We start from the raw sequence: 14,155 nt of genomic DNA on the forward strand, positions 1-14,155 counted from the left end.
GAATGGCGCTGATCCCCGGAAACGCATGGCTATCCTTCGCTTTTTTCACGAAAGAATCCTTGACGGGACGGGTCATCGGTTCTAAACAGCGCCTACCTCAGCGGTCGGTCGTGATTGTCACACCGGGTCCCTGCCACCTTGCGCGGGAATCCAGGACAATCAAACACACTGTCGGGTAGTTAGACGAAGCAAATCCTTGTGCGCATGACTGCCGCTCGAAAGCGCGTGGTCCGCTGCAACTGAGGCGCCGCCGAATCCTTGAACGGGTCGGGTGAGCGCCGCTTTGGTTTGCTTGTGTTGACCGAATAATTTTGGACGATGGAAAGAGCGCAATGCCCACCATTAATCAGCTGATCCGCAAGCCACGCGCCAGCAAGCCAAAGCGGAACAAGGTTCCGGCCATGGAAGCCAACCCGCAAAAGCGCGGTGTCTGCTCCCGTGTGTACACGACGACCCCGAAGAAGCCGAACTCGGCTCTGCGCAAGGTGGCCAAGGTCCGCCTGACCAACCAGCGCGAAGTGATCTCCTATATCCCCGGTGAAGGTCACAATCTGCAGGAGCACTCCGTCGTGCTCATCCGCGGCGGCCGCGTCCGCGACCTGCCGGGCGTTCGCTATCACATCCTGCGCGGCGTGCTCGACACGCAGAGCGTCAAGGACCGCAAGCAGCGCCGTTCGCACTACGGCGCGAAGCGTCCGAAGTAAGGAGAATTTGAGTCATGTCTCGTCGCCACCGCGCAGAAAAGCGTGATGTTATTCCCGATCCCAAATTCGGCGATATCGTCCTGTCCAAATTCATGAATTCCCTGATGAGGGACGGCAAGAAGTCGACTGCCGAATCCATCGTCTATGGCGCCTTCGACATTGTCGAGGCCAAGACCAAGCAGGACCCGATCACCGTCTTCCACACTGCCCTGGACAATATCCGTCCGGCCGTGGAAGTGCGCTCGCGCCGCGTCGGCGGCGCCACCTACCAGGTTCCCGTCGAAGTTCGCGCCGAGCGCCAGCAGGCCCTGGCCATTCGCTGGCTCATCGATTCGGCCCGCAAGCGCGGCGAGCACACCATGCGCGAGCGCCTTTCCGGCGAGCTTATGGATGCGCTCAATGGCCGTGGCCAGGCCGTCAAGAAACGCGAAGACACGCACCGTATGGCCGACGCCAACCGTGCCTTCTCGCACTACCGCTGGTAGTCGGAGCAGGAGATTCTCATGGCACGCGAAATTCCGATTAATCTCTATCGCAACTTCGGCATCATGGCTCACATCGATGCCGGCAAGACGACCACGACCGAGCGCATCCTCTACTATACCGGCAAGAACCATAAGATGGGCGAGACCCATGACGGTTCGGCCACCATGGACTGGATGGCCCAGGAGCAGGAACGCGGCATCACCATCACCTCCGCCGCGACCACGACCTCGTGGAAGTCGCGCGATGGTGTGCAGCACCGCTTCAACATCATCGACACGCCCGGCCACGTGGACTTCACCATCGAAGTCGAGCGCTCGCTGCGCGTGCTCGACGGCGCCGTCGCGCTGCTGGACGCCAATGCCGGCGTCGAGCCGCAGACGGAAACCGTCTGGCGCCAGGCCGACAAGTATGAAGTGCCGCGTCTGATCTTCGTCAACAAGATGGACAAGATCGGTGCCGACTTCTTCCGCTGCGTGGAAATGATCGGCACCCGCCTGGGCGCGCGCGGCATTCCCGTGCAGATTCCGGTCGGTGCCGAGACCGAGTTCAAGGGCGTCGTCGACCTGATCGAGATGAACGCCCTGATCTGGCACAATGAAGAGCTGGGCGCTCAGTGGGATGTGGTCGAGATTCCGGCCGATCTCAAGGAGAAGGCCGAGAAGCTGCGCGAGCAGCTCGTCGAGGCGGCGGTCGAGATGGACGACGCCGCCATGGAGGCCTATCTCGAGGGCGAGATGCCCAATAACGACACGCTGCGCCGCCTGCTGCGCAAGGGCGTGCTCGAGACCAAGTTCTTCCTCGTCTATGCCGGCTCCGCCTTCAAGAACAAGGGCGTGCAGCCCCTGCTCGACGGCGTGATCGACTTCCTGCCCGCGCCGACCGATATTCCGGCCATCAAGGGCATCGACGCCAAGACCGAAGAGCCCATCGAGCGTCATTCCGATGACAACGAGCCGCTCTCCATGCTGGCCTTCAAGGTCGCCAATGACCCGCATATGGGCACGCTGACCTTCTGCCGTATCTATTCGGGTCACCTCGAAGCAGGCATGCAGCTGGAAAACACCGTCAAGGGCAAGCGCGAACGCGTCGGCCGCATGTTCCAGATGCACTCCAACAGCCGCGAGCAGATCACGGAAGCCTTCGCCGGCGATATCGTGGCCATCGTGGGCCTCAAGGACACCACCACGGGCGACACGCTGTGCCCGACCAACTCGCAGGTCATCCTCGAGCGCATGGTGTTCCCGGACCCGGTCATCGACATTTCCGTCGAGCCCAAGTCCAAGGCCGACCAGGAGAAGATGGGCCTCGCCCTCAACCGTCTGGCTGCCGAAGATCCGTCCTTCCGCATCAAGACCGACGAGGAATCGGGTCAGACCATCATCTCCGGCATGGGCGAACTGCACCTCGACATCATCGTCGACCGCATGCGCCGCGAGTTCAAGGTCGAGGCCAATATCGGTCAGCCGCAGGTGGCCTATCGCGAGACGATCACCAAGAAGACCGAGAAGGACTACACCCACAAGAAGCAGTCCGGCGGTTCGGGCCAGTTCGCCCGCATCAAGATTGTCGTCGAGCCGGGCGAGCCTGGGACGGGCCTGGAATTCGTCAACGCCATCGTCGGCGGTGCCGTGCCCAAGGAATACATCCCCGGTGTCCAGAAGGGTGTCGAATCGGTCATGTCGGCCGGTCCGCTGATCGGTTTCCCGGTCGTGGACATCAAGGTCACCCTCGTCGATGGTGCCTACCATGACGTGGACTCCTCGGTTCTGGCCTTCGAGATCGCCGGTCGCGCCGGTTTCCGCGAGGCTCTGCGCGAAGCGGGCCCGAAGATTCTCGAGCCGATCATGAAGGTTGAAGTTGTCACGCCGGAAGATTACATGGGCGACGTCATCGGCGACCTCAATTCGCGTCGTGGACAGATCCAGGGCACCGACAGCCGTGGTGTGGTCCAGGCCGTGAATGCGTTCGTGCCGCTTGCAAACATGTTCGGTTACGTCAATTCGCTGCGCTCGATGAGCCAGGGTCGTGCCTTGTACACGATGACGTTCGACCATTACGAGCAGGTTCCGCAGGCGGTAGCCGACGAAGTCCAGGCCAAGTACGCCTAACACCAGCGCAAGCTAGTCAATAACTCAACTGTATGTCGGCGATTGCGCTGACGAATTTGGAGAAAAGCGATGGCAAAGGAAAAGTTTTCCCGCACCAAGCCGCACTGCAATATCGGCACCATCGGTCACGTTGACCACGGCAAGACTTCGCTGACCGCAGCGATCACCAAGGTGCTGTCCGAGGCCGGTGGCGCCAAGGCCCAGGCTTATGACCAGATCGACAATGCCCCGGAAGAAAAGGCCCGTGGCATCACCATCAACACCTCGCACGTCGAGTACGAGACCGAAAAGCGCCACTACGCTCACGTGGACTGCCCGGGTCACGCCGACTATGTGAAGAACATGATCACCGGTGCCGCCCAGATGGACGGCGCGATCCTGGTGGTGTCGGCCGCCGACGGCCCGATGCCGCAGACCCGGGAGCACATCCTGCTGGCCCGTCAGGTCGGTGTGCCGGCGCTCGTCGTGTTCCTGAACAAGTGCGACATGGTCGACGATCCCGAGCTGCTGGAGCTCGTCGAGCTGGAAGTGCGTGAACTGCTTTCGTCCTACGAATTCCCGGGCGACGACATTCCGGTCATCCGTGGGTCGGCCCTAGCCGCCCTCGAGGATTCCGATGCCGAGCTGGGCAAGAACGCCGTTCTCAAGCTGATGGAAGCGGTGGACGAGTACATCCCGCAGCCGGCTCGTCCGATCGACCAGCCCTTCCTGATGCCGATCGAAGACGTGTTCTCGATCTCGGGCCGCGGCACCGTGGTGACCGGCCGTGTCGAGCGCGGCATCGTCAAGGTTGGCGAGGAAGTCGAGATCGTCGGCATCAAGGAGACGCAGAAGACCACCGTTACCGGCGTCGAGATGTTCCGCAAGCTGCTCGATTCGGGTGAAGCCGGCGACAATATCGGCGCGCTGATCCGTGGTATCGACCGCACCCAGGTGGAGCGCGGCCAGGTGCTCTGCAAGCCCGGTACCGTGACCCCGCATACCGACTTCGTGGCCGAGGCCTACATCCTCACCAAGGAAGAAGGCGGCCGTCACACTCCGTTCTTCGGCAACTATCGTCCGCAGTTCTACTTCCGCACCACCGACGTGACCGGCATCGTGACGCTGCCGGAAGGCACCGAGATGGTGATGCCGGGCGACAACATCAACATGAACGTTCAGCTCATCGTTCCGATCGCCATGGAAGAGAAGCTTCGCTTCGCTATCCGTGAAGGTGGCCGCACCGTCGGCGCCGGTGTCGTCGCGAAGATCCTGAAGTAATCGTCCTAGCGGCTTTCGCGGCGCGCGGTTCAGCGCGCCGCGATCCATTTTATCAGGATTTGAGAAGATGAACGGTCAGAATATTCGCATCCGCCTCAAGGCGTTTGACCATCGCGTGCTGGACACCTCGACCCGCGAGATCGTCAACACTGCCAAGCGTACGGGTGCACAGGTCCGCGGGCCCATCCCGCTGCCGACCCGCATCGACAAGTTCACCGTCAACCGCTCGCCCCATATCGACAAGAAGGCCCGCGAGCAGTTCGAGATCCGGACCCACAAGCGCCTGCTCGATATTGTGGATCCCACTCCCCAGACGGTCGATGCGCTGATGAAGCTCGATCTCGCCGCCGGTGTCGACGTCGAAATCAAGCTCTAAAACGAGAGTTTCCGCGCCTGCCGCAAAAAGGGTCCTCTGAAACCACGACCCGGCAGAGCGCCAAATGAGAAGGTAAGAACCGATGCGTTCTGGATTGATCGCACAGAAGCTGGGCATGACCCGCATCTTCACCGCGGACGGCGCGCACGTCCCCGTGACGGTGCTGGGCCTGCAGAACTGCCAGGTGGTTGGCCAGCGGACCCTCGAGAAGGACGGCTATGTCGCCCTGCAGCTCGGCGCCGGCCAGGCCAAGGCGAAGAATGTGAGCAAGGCCGAGCGCGGCCAGTATGCCGTCGCCAAGGTCGAGCCCAAGCGCCATGTGGCCGAGTTCCGCGTCGACCCGGAAAACCTCATCGAGGTGGGTGCGACCCTCAAGGCCGACCATTTTGCCGAGGGGCAGCTCGTGGACGTCACTGGCACCTCGATCGGTAAGGGCTTTGCCGGCGTCATGAAGCGCTGGAACTTCGGCGGCCTGCGTGCCTCGCACGGCGTGTCGGTGTCCCATCGTTCGCATGGTTCTACCGGTTTCATCGATCCGGGTCGGGTCTTCAAGAACAAGAAGATGGCTGGTCACATGGGCGATCGGCGCATCACCACGCAGAATCTCAAGGTCGTCAAGACCGACGTCGAGCGCGGCCTGATCATGGTCCAGGGCTCGGTGCCGGGGGCCAAGGGCGCGTGGATCATGATCAAGGACGCGGTGAAGAAGCCGGCCCCGACGGGCGCCGCCTTCCCCGGTTCGTTCACGGCCCCTGCCGAAGCCGCGGGAGAAGCGAAGTAAATGGAACTCCAGGTAACCACTCTCGACGGCAAGTCGGCCGGCAAGATCGAGCTCAAGGACGACCTGTTCGGCCTCGAGGTTCGCCCCGACATCCTGCATCGCATGGTCCGCTATCAGCAGCTCAAGGCCATGGCCGGCACGCATGACGTGAAGAACCGGTCGGAAGTCGCGGGCACGGGACGAAAGTTCGTGAAGCAGAAGGGCTCGGGCGGCGCGCGTCATGGCGATCGCAAGCCCCCGCAGTTTCGTGGCGGCGGCCGTGCCTTCGGCCCCACCCCGCGCAGCCACGCCATCGATCTTCCCAAGAAGGTCCGGGCTCTGGCGCTGAAGCACGCTCTGTCCTCCAAGGCCAAGGCCGGCTCGCTTGTCGTCGTCGACAGCGTCACCCAGGCGGAAGCCAAGACGGCCGCCCTGCGCGCCACTTTCGGCAAGCTCGAATGGGCCAATGCTCTGATTATCGATGGTGCGACCGTCGACCAGAATTTCGCTCTGGCGGCCCGCAACATCCCCAATATCGACGTGCTGCCGGTGCAGGGGATCAACGTTGTGTCGATCCTCAAGCGCGACAAGCTCGTCCTGACCAAGGCAGCGCTGGAAGCGCTGGAAGCGAGGTTCGCATGAACAAGCTTGCCGCATACGACATCATCCGCAACCCCGTCGTGACGGAAAAGTCGACTATGGCTTCCGAAGCCAACCAGGTCGTCTTCGACGTCGCCATCGACGCCAACAAGACCGAGATCAAGGCCGCCGTCGAGCAGCTCTTCTCGGTCAAGGTCAAGGCCGTGAACACCCTGGTCCGCAAGGGCAAGGTGAAGCGCTTCCGTGGCCGCCTGGGCACCCGCAACGACGTCAAGAAAGCCGTCGTGACCCTGGTTGACGGCCAGTCGATCGATATTTCGACCGGCCTCTAAGGGACGAGAGACAGACAAATGGCTCTAAAGACTTACAACGCTACCTCCGAAGGCCGTCGTACGCTGATCACGACCGATCGTTCGAATCTGTGGAAGGGCGATCCGGTCAAGGCTTTGACCGAAGGCCTCACCAAGAGCGGTGGCCGCAATAATCGTGGCCGCATCACCGCCTATCATCGGGGCGGCGGTCATAAGCGCAGTTATCGCCTGATCGACTTCAAGCGAGTGAAATTCGACATGGTCGGGACCGTCGAGCGTCTCGAATATGACCCGAACCGCACTGCCTGGATCGCACTGATCAAGTATGAGGACGGCGATCAGGCCTATATCCTGGCCCCCCAGCGGCTGGCCGCCGGCGACAAGATCATCTCGTCGCTGAACGGCGCGGACGTGAAGCCGGGCAATGCGATGCCGCTGGAGCGCATGCCGGTGGGCACTATCGTGCACAATATCGAGCTGAAGCCCCGCAAGGGCGGTCAGGTAGCCCGGTCCGCCGGCACCTATGCTCAATATGTGGGCCGCGACCAGGGCTGGGCCGTTCTGCGCCTCAACTCGGGCGAGCAGCGCCGCGTGCACGGATCGTGCATGGCCACCATTGGGGCGGTCAGCAACCAGGAACACGCCAGCACCTCGCTGGGCAAGGCCGGCCGCAACCGCTGGCTGGGCCGCAAGCCCGTCAACCGCGGCGTGACCATGAACCCGGTCGATCACCCCCATGGCGGCGGTGAAGGCCGCACCTCGGGCGGGCGTCATCCGGTGACCCCGTGGGGCAAGCCCACCAAGGGCAAGCGTACGCGCAGCAACAAGGCGACGGACAAGTTCATCGTTCGTAGCCGTCACGTGAAGAAGGGCAGGTAAGCCATGACCCGTTCGATTTGGAAGGGGCCGTTCGTCGACGGCTATCTGCTCAAGAAGGCCGACAAGGCCCAGTCATCCGGCCGCCATGACGTGGTCAAGATCTGGTCCCGCCGTTCGACCATCCTGCCGCAGTTTGTCGGCGTCACGTTCGGCGTGCACAACGGTCAGAAGCATGTGCCGGTGCTGGTCACCGAGGACATGATCGGCCACAAGTTCGGCGAGTTCGCGCCCACCCGCACCTATTACGGGCACGCGGCCGACAAGAAGGCCAAGAGGAAGTAAGATGGGCAAGCCAAAGACTGAGCGCGCTCTCAAGGATAACGAGGCAAAGGCTGTGCTGCGCATGCTGCGCATCAGCCCTCAGAAGCTGAACCTCGTCGCGCAGTTGATCCGTGGCAAGAAGGTCGAGCGGGCTCTGGCCGATCTCGAATTCAGCCACAAGCGCATCTCCGGCCAAGTGAAGAAGGTGCTCGAGAGCGCCATCGCCAACGCCGAAAACAACCACGGCCTGGACACCGACGCTCTCGTCGTTGCCGAAGCCTTCGTGGGCAATTCGCTCGTCATGAAGCGCTTCATGGCGCGTGGCCGTGGACGGTCGTCGCGCATCGAGAAGCCCTTCTCGCATCTGACGATCATTGTCCGGCAAGTTGAGGAGGCCGCATAATGGGCCAGAAAATCAATCCGATCGGCTTCCGTCTCGGCATCAACCGCACCTGGGACAGCCGCTGGTTCGCCAATCGCGGCGACTATGGCTCGCTGCTCCAGGAAGACCTGAAGATCCGCACCATGCTCATGGAGGATCTCAAGGCGGCCGCAGTCTCCAAGATCGTCATCGAGCGTCCGCACCGCAAGTGCCGCGTGTCGATCCACACCGCCCGCCCGGGCATCGTGATCGGCAAGAAGGGCGCCGACATCGATAAGATCCGTGCCAAGGTGAAGAAGTTCACCGATAGCGAGGTGCACATCAACATCGTCGAGGTGCGCAAGCCCGAGACCGATGCGACGCTTGTGGCCCAGGGCATTGCCCAGCAGTTGGAACGCCGCGTGGCTTTCCGCCGCGCCATGAAGCGTGCCGTGCAGACGGCGATCCGCATGGGCGCCGGTGGCATCCGCGTCAATGTCGGCGGCCGTCTCGGGGGTGCCGATATCGCCCGTACCGAATGGTACCGTGAGGGTCGCGTGCCGCTGCACACGCTGCGCGCCGACATCGACTACGGAACCGCGGAGGCCGAGACCACCTACGGCATCATCGGTATCAAGGTCTGGATTTTCAAAGGCGAAGTGCTCGAGCACGATCCCTCGGCGCATGAGCGTCGCGCTACCGAAGGTGGCGAGGGTGCCGGCCAGCGCGCCCCGCGGTCCGACCGCGGCGACCGCGATCGCGCATAAGAAGGTTAGTTCATTATGCTGCAACCCAAGAGAACCAAGTTCCGCAAGGCCCATAAGGGCCGCATCCACGGCCTGGCCAAGAGCGGCACCGATCTGGCTTTCGGCCAGTACGCCCTCAAGGCTACCGAGCCCGAGCGGGTGACCGCTCGCCAGATCGAGGCTGCCCGTCGCGCGATCACTCGCGAGATGAAGCGTCAGGGCCGCGTCTGGATCCGGATTTTCCCGGATCTGCCGGTCTCCAAGAAGCCGACCGAAGTCCGCATGGGCAAGGGCAAGGGCTCCGTGGAGTTCTGGGCGGCGCGCGTCAAGCCGGGCCGTATCGTTTTCGAGATTGACGGCGTGCCCGAAGACGTTGCAAAGGAGGCGCTTCGCCTCGGCGCGATGAAGCTGCCGATCACCACGCGCATCGTAACGCGCATTGCCGACTAGGGAACACGAGCATGAAAGCCAGTGATGTGCGGGTCAAGACCGCAGACGAACTGAAAGATCAGCTCGTCGACCTGAAGAAAGAACAGTTCAACCTGCGTTTCCAGCGCGCTACCCAGCAGTTGGAAAAGCCGGCCCGGGTGAAGGAGGTTCGTCGCCAGATCGCGCGGATCAAAACCATCCTGGCCGAAAAGAACGCAGCTAAGTAAGGATTCACCCCCATGCCAAAGCGCGTTTTGCAGGGCACCGTCGTCTCCGACGCCAATGACAAGACCATCGTTGTTCGCGTTGAGCGCCGTTTCACTCACCCGCTTCTGAAAAAGACCGTCCGCCGGTCCAAGAAGTACCACGCTCACGACGAGAATAATGCCGCCAAGGTCGGCCAGATCGTGTGGATCGAGGAAACAGCGCCGGTCAGCAAGAACAAGCGTTGGACGCTCGTTCCGTCTGCGTAAGAGAAACAATTCAGGTCGGCGCGCCGGGTGACGGTGCTGCCGATAAACTAGAAGGCATCCAGTTATGATCCAGATGCAATCCAATCTCGACGTCGCGGACAATTCCGGCGCCCGTCGTGTCATGTGCATCAAGGTGCTGGGCGGTTCGCATCGCAAATACGCCTCGGTCGGCGACATCATCGTCGTTTCGGTCAAGGACGCCATTCCGCGCGGCCGCGTCAAGAAGGGCCAGGTAATGAAGGCCGTGGTGGTGCGCACCGCGACCGACATCCGCCGCCCCGACGGCACCGTCATCCGCTTCGACAAGAACGCCGCGGTTCTTCTGAACAACCAGAAAGAGCCGATCGGTACCCGTATCTTCGGGCCGGTTCCGCGCGAGTTGCGCGCCAAGAACCAGATGAAGATCATTTCGCTCGCCCCAGAGGTGCTGTAATGGCCGCCAAGATCAAGAAGGGCGACAAGGTGGTCGTCCTGGCTGGCAAGGACAAGGGCAAGACCGGACAGGTCCTGCAGGTCATCCCGGCCGAAACCCGTGCAATCGTTCAGGGTATCAACCTGGTTCGCCGCCACCAGAAGCAGACCGCGTCCTCGGACGCTGGTATCTTCACCAAGGAAGCGCCGATCCATCTGTCCAACCTGGCGGTTGCGGATAAGAACGGCAAGCCGACCCGTGTCGGTTTCCAGATCAAGGACGGCGTGAAGCTTCGCGTCGCCAGGACCACCGGAGATGCGATCGATGGCTGAGACCGTTTACGTTCCGCGCCTGCGCACCGCCTATGACGAGACCATCAAGGCCGAGCTGAACAAGCAGTTCGGTTACAAGAACGTCATGGAGCTGCCCAAGCTCGACAAGGTCGTGCTGAACATGGGCGTCGGCGAGGCTGTCGCGGACAGCAAGAAGGTGAAGTCGGCTGCCGATGAGCTGGCCAAGATTTCCGGCCAGAAGCCGATCATCACCTATGCCCGCAAGTCGATCGCCGGCTTCAAGGTTCGCGAGGACATGCCGCTGGGCGTGAAGGTCACGCTGCGCAAGACCCGCATGTACGAGTTCCTGGACCGTCTGGTGAACATCGCACTGCCGCGCGTCCGCGACTTCCGCGGCCTCAACCCCGCTTCCTTCGATGGTCGTGGCAACTACGCCATGGGCATCAAGGAACACATCGTCTTCCCGGAGATCAACTACGACCAGATCGATCAGATCTGGGGCATGGACATCGTCATCTGCACGACGGCCAGGACGGACGACGAAGCTCGCGCGCTTCTCAAGGCTTTCAACTTCCCCTTCCGCCAGTAAGCGGACAGGGAAGGGATTAAGGATCAGGACATGGCAAAGACCAGCTCCATCGAAAAGAACAAGAAGCGCGCCGCTCTGGCTCAGCAATATGCTGCCAAGCGCGCGGCGCTGAAGGCTCTTGTCAAGAACCAGGAAACGCCCATCGAGGAGCGTTTCAAGGCCAGCCTCAAGCTGGCGGAACTGCCGCGGAACTCGGCCAAGGTGCGCGTGCGCAACCGTTGCGAGGTGAGCGGCCGTCCGCGTGGCTATTATCGCAAGCTCAAGATGAGCCGCATCGCCCTGCGCCAGTTGGGCAACCTGGGCCAGATCCCGGGTCTGGTGAAGTCGAGCTGGTAAGGAGAGACCGAAGATGAGCTTTTCCGACCCCATCGGCGATATGCTGACTCGTATCCGCAACGCGCAGTTGCGGCGCAAGACCTCCGTTTCGACTCCGGCTTCGACGCTGCGGGGCCGCGTGCTGGACGTGCTCCAGTCCGAAGGCTTCATCCGCGGTTATTCGGAGACCAAGTTCGAGAACGGTGCCGCCGAGTATGAGATCGAACTCAAATACTCGGAGAACGAACCGGTGATCCGCACTATCGAGCGCGTGTCCCGTCCCGGCCGCCGCGTTTATGCGTCGGTGAAGAATATCCCGCAGGTTGCCAATGGCCTGGGCGTATCGATCCTGTCCACCCCCAAGGGTGTGATGGCCGATCACGAAGCCAGGGCGGCGAATGTGGGTGGCGAGGTACTCTGCCGCATCTTCTGAGCCTTAGGGTTCGGCCGATCGGCAAGACGATTACTCAAGGAAGCATTATGTCACGTACTGGCAAGAAACCGGTGGCCCCGGTTAACGGCGTTACGGTCACGATCAACGATCGCACCGTGTCGGCCAAGGGCCCTAAGGGCGAATTGAGCATGCAGCTCATGGACGTCGTTAACGTCGAGCAGGGGGCTGACGGGCTTGTCGTCTCCCCGGCCAACGACACGCGCGATGCGCGCGCCGCCTGGGGCACCACCCGTTCGCTGATCCAGAACATGGTGACGGGCGTGAGCGCCGGCTTCGAGAAGAAGCTTGCCATCCAGGGCGTCGGCTACCGCGCTGCCATGCAGGGCAAGGACGTTCGGCTTTCGCTGGGCTTCAGCCACGAAGTGATCTATGAGGCCCCCAAGGGCATCACCCTTGCCGTTCCGGGCCCCACGGAAATCGTGGTGTCGGGCATCGACAAGCAGCAGGTCGGCCATGTTGCGGCGGAAATTCGCGGCTGGCGTCCGCCCGAGCCCTACAAGGGCAAGGGCGTGCGGTATGCGGACGAGGCCGTGTTCCGCAAAGAAGGCAAGAAGAAGTAAGGAGCGCCGGCAATGGCTATCACTGCAAAAGGTGCGGAGCGCCGCAAGGCCCGTGTCCGCAAGGCGCTCAAGGCTCGTGCCTTCGGTCGTCCCCGTCTCAGCGTGTTCCGCTCGGACAAGAATATTTACGCCCAGATCATCGACGATGCGTCCGGCCGCACCCTGGCTGCCGCATCGACCCTGGAAAAGGACCTGCGCGGCTCGCTCAAGAATGGCGCGACTGCCGAGGCTGCGGCGACCGTCGGCAAGCTGGTTGCCGAGCGTGGCGTCAAGGCTGGGGTTGGCGAGGTCGTCTTCGATCGCGGCGCTTATCTCTATCACGGCCGTGTCAAGGCCCTTGCAGATGCTGCCCGTGAGGGCGGCCTGCAGTTCTAACCACGGCGAGGAAGAAGAATTATGAGCAGAGACGTTCAAGAACGCGAAAGCGAGTTCGTCGATCGCCTGGTCCACATCAATCGTGTGGCCAAGGTGGTGAAGGGCGGCCGTCGCTTCGGCTTTGCCGCCCTCGTCGTCGTGGGTGATCAGAAGGGCCGCGTGGGCTTTGGCCACGGCAAGGCCCGTGAGGTTCCCGAGGCGATCCGCAAGGCGACCGAGCAGGCCAAGCGTCAGATGATCCGCGTGCCGCTGCGGGATGCCCGTACGCTGCATCACGATGTCACCGGCCGCCACGGCGCCGGCAAGGTCATCCTGCGCGCCGCCGTTCCGGGCACCGGGATCATCGCTGGTGGTCCTATGCGTGCCGTCTTTGAGACCCTGGGCATCAACGATATCGTCGCCAAGTCGCAGGGTACGGCCAATCCGTACAACATGGTTCGCGCCACGTTCGATGCGCTCAAGCGTGTCGACAGCCCCCGTTCGGTGGCTTCTCGTCGCGGCCTCAAGGTTTCCGAACTGCAGGCTCGCCGCGGCGAGGCTGCCGTCGAAGCCTGATAACAGGCGGGAGATAGGAACATGGCAAAAGCAAAGACCATCGTGGTCCAGCAGGTCGGCTCGCCGATCCGCCGGGAAAAGAGCCAGCGCGCGACCCTTATCGGTCTCGGGCTCAACAAGATGAACAAGCAGCGGGAGCTGGTCGATACGCCCGAAGTGCGCGGCATGATCAACAAGATTCCGCATCTCGTCCGCGTCGTCGGCGAGTAAAGGCAAAGGTCGGAACAATGACCCGTTTGAACGAACTTCGCGACAATCCCGGTGCCAACAAGGTGCGCGTCCGCATCGGCCGCGGCATCGGCTCGGGTGTCGGCAAGACCGGCGGTCGCGGCGGCAAGGGCCAGACGGCCCGGTCCGGCGTAGCCATCAACGGCTTCGAAGGCGGCCAGATGCCGCTTCACATGCGCATGCCCAAGCGCGGCTTCAATTCCTGGAATCCCAAGGATTGGAACCAGGTCCGCATCGACCGCATCCAGGCCTATATCGACTCGGGCAAGCTCGACGCCAAGGGCGTGGTCGATGCCGCAGCCCTGGTGGCGGCCGGCGTCATCCGCCGCCCCAAGGATGGCGTGCGCCTGATCGGTTCGGAAGGCTTCTCGGCCAAGAAGGTCACCTTCAAGGTCGAGTACGCGACCAAGGGCGCCCTGGCGGCCATCGAGGCGGCGGGCGGCAAGGTCGACCTGATCCCGGCCAAGGAGCCGTGGAAAAAGGCTCCACGCGCCGAGTAGTCCACTCGGCAGGGCGCACGCGGCACGGTCCGGGTGCGCTCTTTTGGTTTGTTGCGTCCGGGCGGTACATATCCCATATATGCTCCTCCGGCGCTCCGAGCGCACTTGGCATAGAAAGCC

25 protein-coding genes are annotated in these 14,155 nt (G+C 62.4%); all 25 read left to right on the forward strand.

The window, feature by feature from the left end; translation table 11 throughout:
• The first annotated feature begins 332 nt into the window (after window positions 1–332).
• Window positions 333–704 (forward strand): 30S ribosomal protein S12, encoded by a 372-nt coding sequence (gene rpsL / locus ACFOOL_RS08625; RefSeq protein WP_286018378.1) that lies wholly within the window; start codon window positions 333–335, stop codon window positions 702–704.
• Window positions 705–718: 14 nt separating this feature from the next.
• Entirely contained in the window at window positions 719–1,189 is a 471-nt protein-coding gene (gene rpsG, locus ACFOOL_RS08630; protein ID WP_380096544.1) for a 30S ribosomal protein S7, read from the forward strand.
• An 18-nt stretch (window positions 1,190–1,207) separates the two neighbouring features.
• Window positions 1,208–3,298, forward strand: coding sequence for an elongation factor G (fusA, locus tag ACFOOL_RS08635; RefSeq protein ID WP_380096545.1), 2,091 nt, complete (start codon window positions 1,208–1,210; stop codon window positions 3,296–3,298).
• A gap of 69 nt (window positions 3,299–3,367) precedes the next feature.
• Window positions 3,368–4,558, forward strand: a complete 1,191-nt coding sequence (tuf, locus tag ACFOOL_RS08640; protein WP_380096546.1) for an elongation factor Tu — start codon at window positions 3,368–3,370, stop codon at window positions 4,556–4,558.
• A 67-nt stretch (window positions 4,559–4,625) separates the two neighbouring features.
• Entirely contained in the window at window positions 4,626–4,934 is a 309-nt protein-coding gene (gene rpsJ, locus ACFOOL_RS08645) for a 30S ribosomal protein S10 (protein ID WP_035080820.1), read from the forward strand.
• An 82-nt stretch (window positions 4,935–5,016) separates the two neighbouring features.
• Window positions 5,017–5,715, forward strand: a complete 699-nt coding sequence (gene rplC / locus ACFOOL_RS08650; RefSeq protein WP_380096547.1) for a 50S ribosomal protein L3 — start codon at window positions 5,017–5,019, stop codon at window positions 5,713–5,715.
• Window positions 5,716–6,336 (forward strand): 50S ribosomal protein L4, encoded by a 621-nt coding sequence (rplD, locus tag ACFOOL_RS08655; protein WP_380096548.1) that lies wholly within the window; start codon window positions 5,716–5,718, stop codon window positions 6,334–6,336. It begins immediately after the preceding gene.
• Window positions 6,333–6,626, forward strand: a complete 294-nt coding sequence (locus ACFOOL_RS08660; protein ID WP_380096549.1) for a 50S ribosomal protein L23 — start codon at window positions 6,333–6,335, stop codon at window positions 6,624–6,626. Before rplD ends, ACFOOL_RS08660 begins: the two co-directional genes overlap by 4 nt.
• An 18-nt stretch (window positions 6,627–6,644) precedes the next feature.
• On the forward strand, window positions 6,645–7,484 hold the full coding sequence (rplB, locus tag ACFOOL_RS08665) for a 50S ribosomal protein L2 (protein WP_380096550.1): 840 nt from the start codon (window positions 6,645–6,647) through the stop codon (window positions 7,482–7,484).
• Window positions 7,485–7,487: 3 nt separating this feature from the next.
• Window positions 7,488–7,766, forward strand: a complete 279-nt coding sequence (gene rpsS / locus ACFOOL_RS08670) for a 30S ribosomal protein S19 (protein ID WP_380096551.1) — start codon at window positions 7,488–7,490, stop codon at window positions 7,764–7,766.
• A 1-nt stretch (window position 7,767) separates the two neighbouring features.
• Entirely contained in the window at window positions 7,768–8,148 is a 381-nt protein-coding gene (gene rplV, locus ACFOOL_RS08675; protein ID WP_380096552.1) for a 50S ribosomal protein L22, read from the forward strand.
• Window positions 8,148–8,873 carry a 30S ribosomal protein S3 gene (rpsC, locus tag ACFOOL_RS08680; protein WP_380096553.1) on the forward strand — a complete coding sequence of 242 codons (726 nt, stop codon included), beginning with the start codon at window positions 8,148–8,150 and terminating at the stop codon, window positions 8,871–8,873. The genes rplV and rpsC overlap by 1 nt, the downstream gene beginning before the upstream one ends.
• Window positions 8,874–8,888: 15 nt before the next feature.
• Window positions 8,889–9,302: a 50S ribosomal protein L16 gene (rplP, locus tag ACFOOL_RS08685; RefSeq protein ID WP_380096554.1), complete on the forward strand. Its 414-nt coding sequence runs from the start codon at window positions 8,889–8,891 to the stop codon at window positions 9,300–9,302.
• A gap of 11 nt (window positions 9,303–9,313) precedes the next feature.
• Window positions 9,314–9,508: a 50S ribosomal protein L29 gene (gene rpmC, locus ACFOOL_RS08690; RefSeq protein ID WP_380096555.1), complete on the forward strand. Its 195-nt coding sequence runs from the start codon at window positions 9,314–9,316 to the stop codon at window positions 9,506–9,508.
• A 12-nt stretch (window positions 9,509–9,520) separates the two neighbouring features.
• On the forward strand, window positions 9,521–9,754 hold the full coding sequence (gene rpsQ, locus ACFOOL_RS08695; RefSeq protein ID WP_380096556.1) for a 30S ribosomal protein S17: 234 nt from the start codon (window positions 9,521–9,523) through the stop codon (window positions 9,752–9,754).
• Window positions 9,755–9,818: 64 nt separating this feature from the next.
• Window positions 9,819–10,187, forward strand: coding sequence for a 50S ribosomal protein L14 (gene rplN, locus ACFOOL_RS08700; RefSeq protein ID WP_104894182.1), 369 nt, complete (start codon window positions 9,819–9,821; stop codon window positions 10,185–10,187).
• Window positions 10,187–10,498 (forward strand): 50S ribosomal protein L24, encoded by a 312-nt coding sequence (gene rplX, locus ACFOOL_RS08705; RefSeq protein WP_380096557.1) that lies wholly within the window; start codon window positions 10,187–10,189, stop codon window positions 10,496–10,498. The genes rplN and rplX overlap by 1 nt, the downstream gene beginning before the upstream one ends.
• Complete coding sequence (rplE, locus tag ACFOOL_RS08710) at window positions 10,491–11,048, forward strand: 50S ribosomal protein L5 (RefSeq protein WP_380096558.1); 558 nt, start codon at window positions 10,491–10,493, stop codon at window positions 11,046–11,048. Before rplX ends, rplE begins: the two co-directional genes overlap by 8 nt.
• 30 nt (window positions 11,049–11,078) lie before the next feature.
• A complete protein-coding gene (rpsN, locus tag ACFOOL_RS08715; RefSeq protein ID WP_380096559.1) occupies window positions 11,079–11,384 on the forward strand; it encodes a 30S ribosomal protein S14 in 306 nt (101 codons plus the stop codon).
• A 13-nt stretch (window positions 11,385–11,397) separates the two neighbouring features.
• Entirely contained in the window at window positions 11,398–11,796 is a 399-nt protein-coding gene (gene rpsH, locus ACFOOL_RS08720; RefSeq protein ID WP_380096560.1) for a 30S ribosomal protein S8, read from the forward strand.
• Window positions 11,797–11,843: 47 nt separating this feature from the next.
• Window positions 11,844–12,377, forward strand: a complete 534-nt coding sequence (gene rplF, locus ACFOOL_RS08725) for a 50S ribosomal protein L6 (RefSeq protein WP_380096561.1) — start codon at window positions 11,844–11,846, stop codon at window positions 12,375–12,377.
• 12 nt (window positions 12,378–12,389) lie between these two features.
• Window positions 12,390–12,752: a 50S ribosomal protein L18 gene (gene rplR, locus ACFOOL_RS08730; RefSeq protein WP_380096562.1), complete on the forward strand. Its 363-nt coding sequence runs from the start codon at window positions 12,390–12,392 to the stop codon at window positions 12,750–12,752.
• Between the two features lie 21 nt (window positions 12,753–12,773).
• Window positions 12,774–13,307: a 30S ribosomal protein S5 gene (gene rpsE / locus ACFOOL_RS08735; RefSeq protein ID WP_046104443.1), complete on the forward strand. Its 534-nt coding sequence runs from the start codon at window positions 12,774–12,776 to the stop codon at window positions 13,305–13,307.
• 21 nt (window positions 13,308–13,328) lie between these two features.
• Window positions 13,329–13,517 (forward strand): 50S ribosomal protein L30, encoded by a 189-nt coding sequence (rpmD, locus tag ACFOOL_RS08740; protein WP_067453366.1) that lies wholly within the window; start codon window positions 13,329–13,331, stop codon window positions 13,515–13,517.
• 17 nt (window positions 13,518–13,534) lie between these two features.
• Entirely contained in the window at window positions 13,535–14,035 is a 501-nt protein-coding gene (rplO, locus tag ACFOOL_RS08745) for a 50S ribosomal protein L15 (RefSeq protein ID WP_380096563.1), read from the forward strand.
• Window positions 14,036–14,155: the final 120 nt, after the last annotated feature.

It is taken from the genome of Devosia honganensis (genome assembly GCF_042648785.1).
Lineage (GTDB): Bacteria > Pseudomonadota > Alphaproteobacteria > Rhizobiales > Devosiaceae > Devosia > Devosia honganensis.

Excerpts from the sequence above, each read along its gene's own strand:
- rpsL (WP_286018378.1), top strand. The coding sequence starts at position 333 with ATGCCCACCATTAATCAGCTGATCCGCAAGCCACGCGCCAGCAAGCCA.
- rpsG (WP_380096544.1), top strand. The coding sequence starts at position 719 with ATGTCTCGTCGCCACCGCGCAGAAAAGCGTGATGTTATTCCCGATCCC.
- fusA (WP_380096545.1), top strand. The coding sequence starts at position 1,208 with ATGGCACGCGAAATTCCGATTAATCTCTATCGCAACTTCGGCATCATG.
- tuf (WP_380096546.1), top strand. The coding sequence starts at position 3,368 with ATGGCAAAGGAAAAGTTTTCCCGCACCAAGCCGCACTGCAATATCGGC.
- rpsJ (WP_035080820.1), top strand. The coding sequence starts at position 4,626 with ATGAACGGTCAGAATATTCGCATCCGCCTCAAGGCGTTTGACCATCGC.
- rplC (WP_380096547.1), top strand. The coding sequence starts at position 5,017 with ATGCGTTCTGGATTGATCGCACAGAAGCTGGGCATGACCCGCATCTTC.
- rplD (WP_380096548.1), top strand. The coding sequence starts at position 5,716 with ATGGAACTCCAGGTAACCACTCTCGACGGCAAGTCGGCCGGCAAGATC.
- ACFOOL_RS08660 (WP_380096549.1), top strand. The coding sequence starts at position 6,333 with ATGAACAAGCTTGCCGCATACGACATCATCCGCAACCCCGTCGTGACG.
- rplB (WP_380096550.1), top strand. The coding sequence starts at position 6,645 with ATGGCTCTAAAGACTTACAACGCTACCTCCGAAGGCCGTCGTACGCTG.
- rpsS (WP_380096551.1), top strand. The coding sequence starts at position 7,488 with ATGACCCGTTCGATTTGGAAGGGGCCGTTCGTCGACGGCTATCTGCTC.
- rplV (WP_380096552.1), top strand. The coding sequence starts at position 7,768 with ATGGGCAAGCCAAAGACTGAGCGCGCTCTCAAGGATAACGAGGCAAAG.
- rpsC (WP_380096553.1), top strand. The coding sequence starts at position 8,148 with ATGGGCCAGAAAATCAATCCGATCGGCTTCCGTCTCGGCATCAACCGC.
- rplP (WP_380096554.1), top strand. The coding sequence starts at position 8,889 with ATGCTGCAACCCAAGAGAACCAAGTTCCGCAAGGCCCATAAGGGCCGC.
- rpmC (WP_380096555.1), top strand. The coding sequence starts at position 9,314 with ATGAAAGCCAGTGATGTGCGGGTCAAGACCGCAGACGAACTGAAAGAT.
- rpsQ (WP_380096556.1), top strand. The coding sequence starts at position 9,521 with ATGCCAAAGCGCGTTTTGCAGGGCACCGTCGTCTCCGACGCCAATGAC.
- rplN (WP_104894182.1), top strand. The coding sequence starts at position 9,819 with ATGATCCAGATGCAATCCAATCTCGACGTCGCGGACAATTCCGGCGCC.
- rplX (WP_380096557.1), top strand. The coding sequence starts at position 10,187 with ATGGCCGCCAAGATCAAGAAGGGCGACAAGGTGGTCGTCCTGGCTGGC.
- rplE (WP_380096558.1), top strand. The coding sequence starts at position 10,491 with ATGGCTGAGACCGTTTACGTTCCGCGCCTGCGCACCGCCTATGACGAG.
- rpsN (WP_380096559.1), top strand. The coding sequence starts at position 11,079 with ATGGCAAAGACCAGCTCCATCGAAAAGAACAAGAAGCGCGCCGCTCTG.
- rpsH (WP_380096560.1), top strand. The coding sequence starts at position 11,398 with ATGAGCTTTTCCGACCCCATCGGCGATATGCTGACTCGTATCCGCAAC.
- rplF (WP_380096561.1), top strand. The coding sequence starts at position 11,844 with ATGTCACGTACTGGCAAGAAACCGGTGGCCCCGGTTAACGGCGTTACG.
- rplR (WP_380096562.1), top strand. The coding sequence starts at position 12,390 with ATGGCTATCACTGCAAAAGGTGCGGAGCGCCGCAAGGCCCGTGTCCGC.
- rpsE (WP_046104443.1), top strand. The coding sequence starts at position 12,774 with ATGAGCAGAGACGTTCAAGAACGCGAAAGCGAGTTCGTCGATCGCCTG.
- rpmD (WP_067453366.1), top strand. The coding sequence starts at position 13,329 with ATGGCAAAAGCAAAGACCATCGTGGTCCAGCAGGTCGGCTCGCCGATC.
- rplO (WP_380096563.1), top strand. The coding sequence starts at position 13,535 with ATGACCCGTTTGAACGAACTTCGCGACAATCCCGGTGCCAACAAGGTG.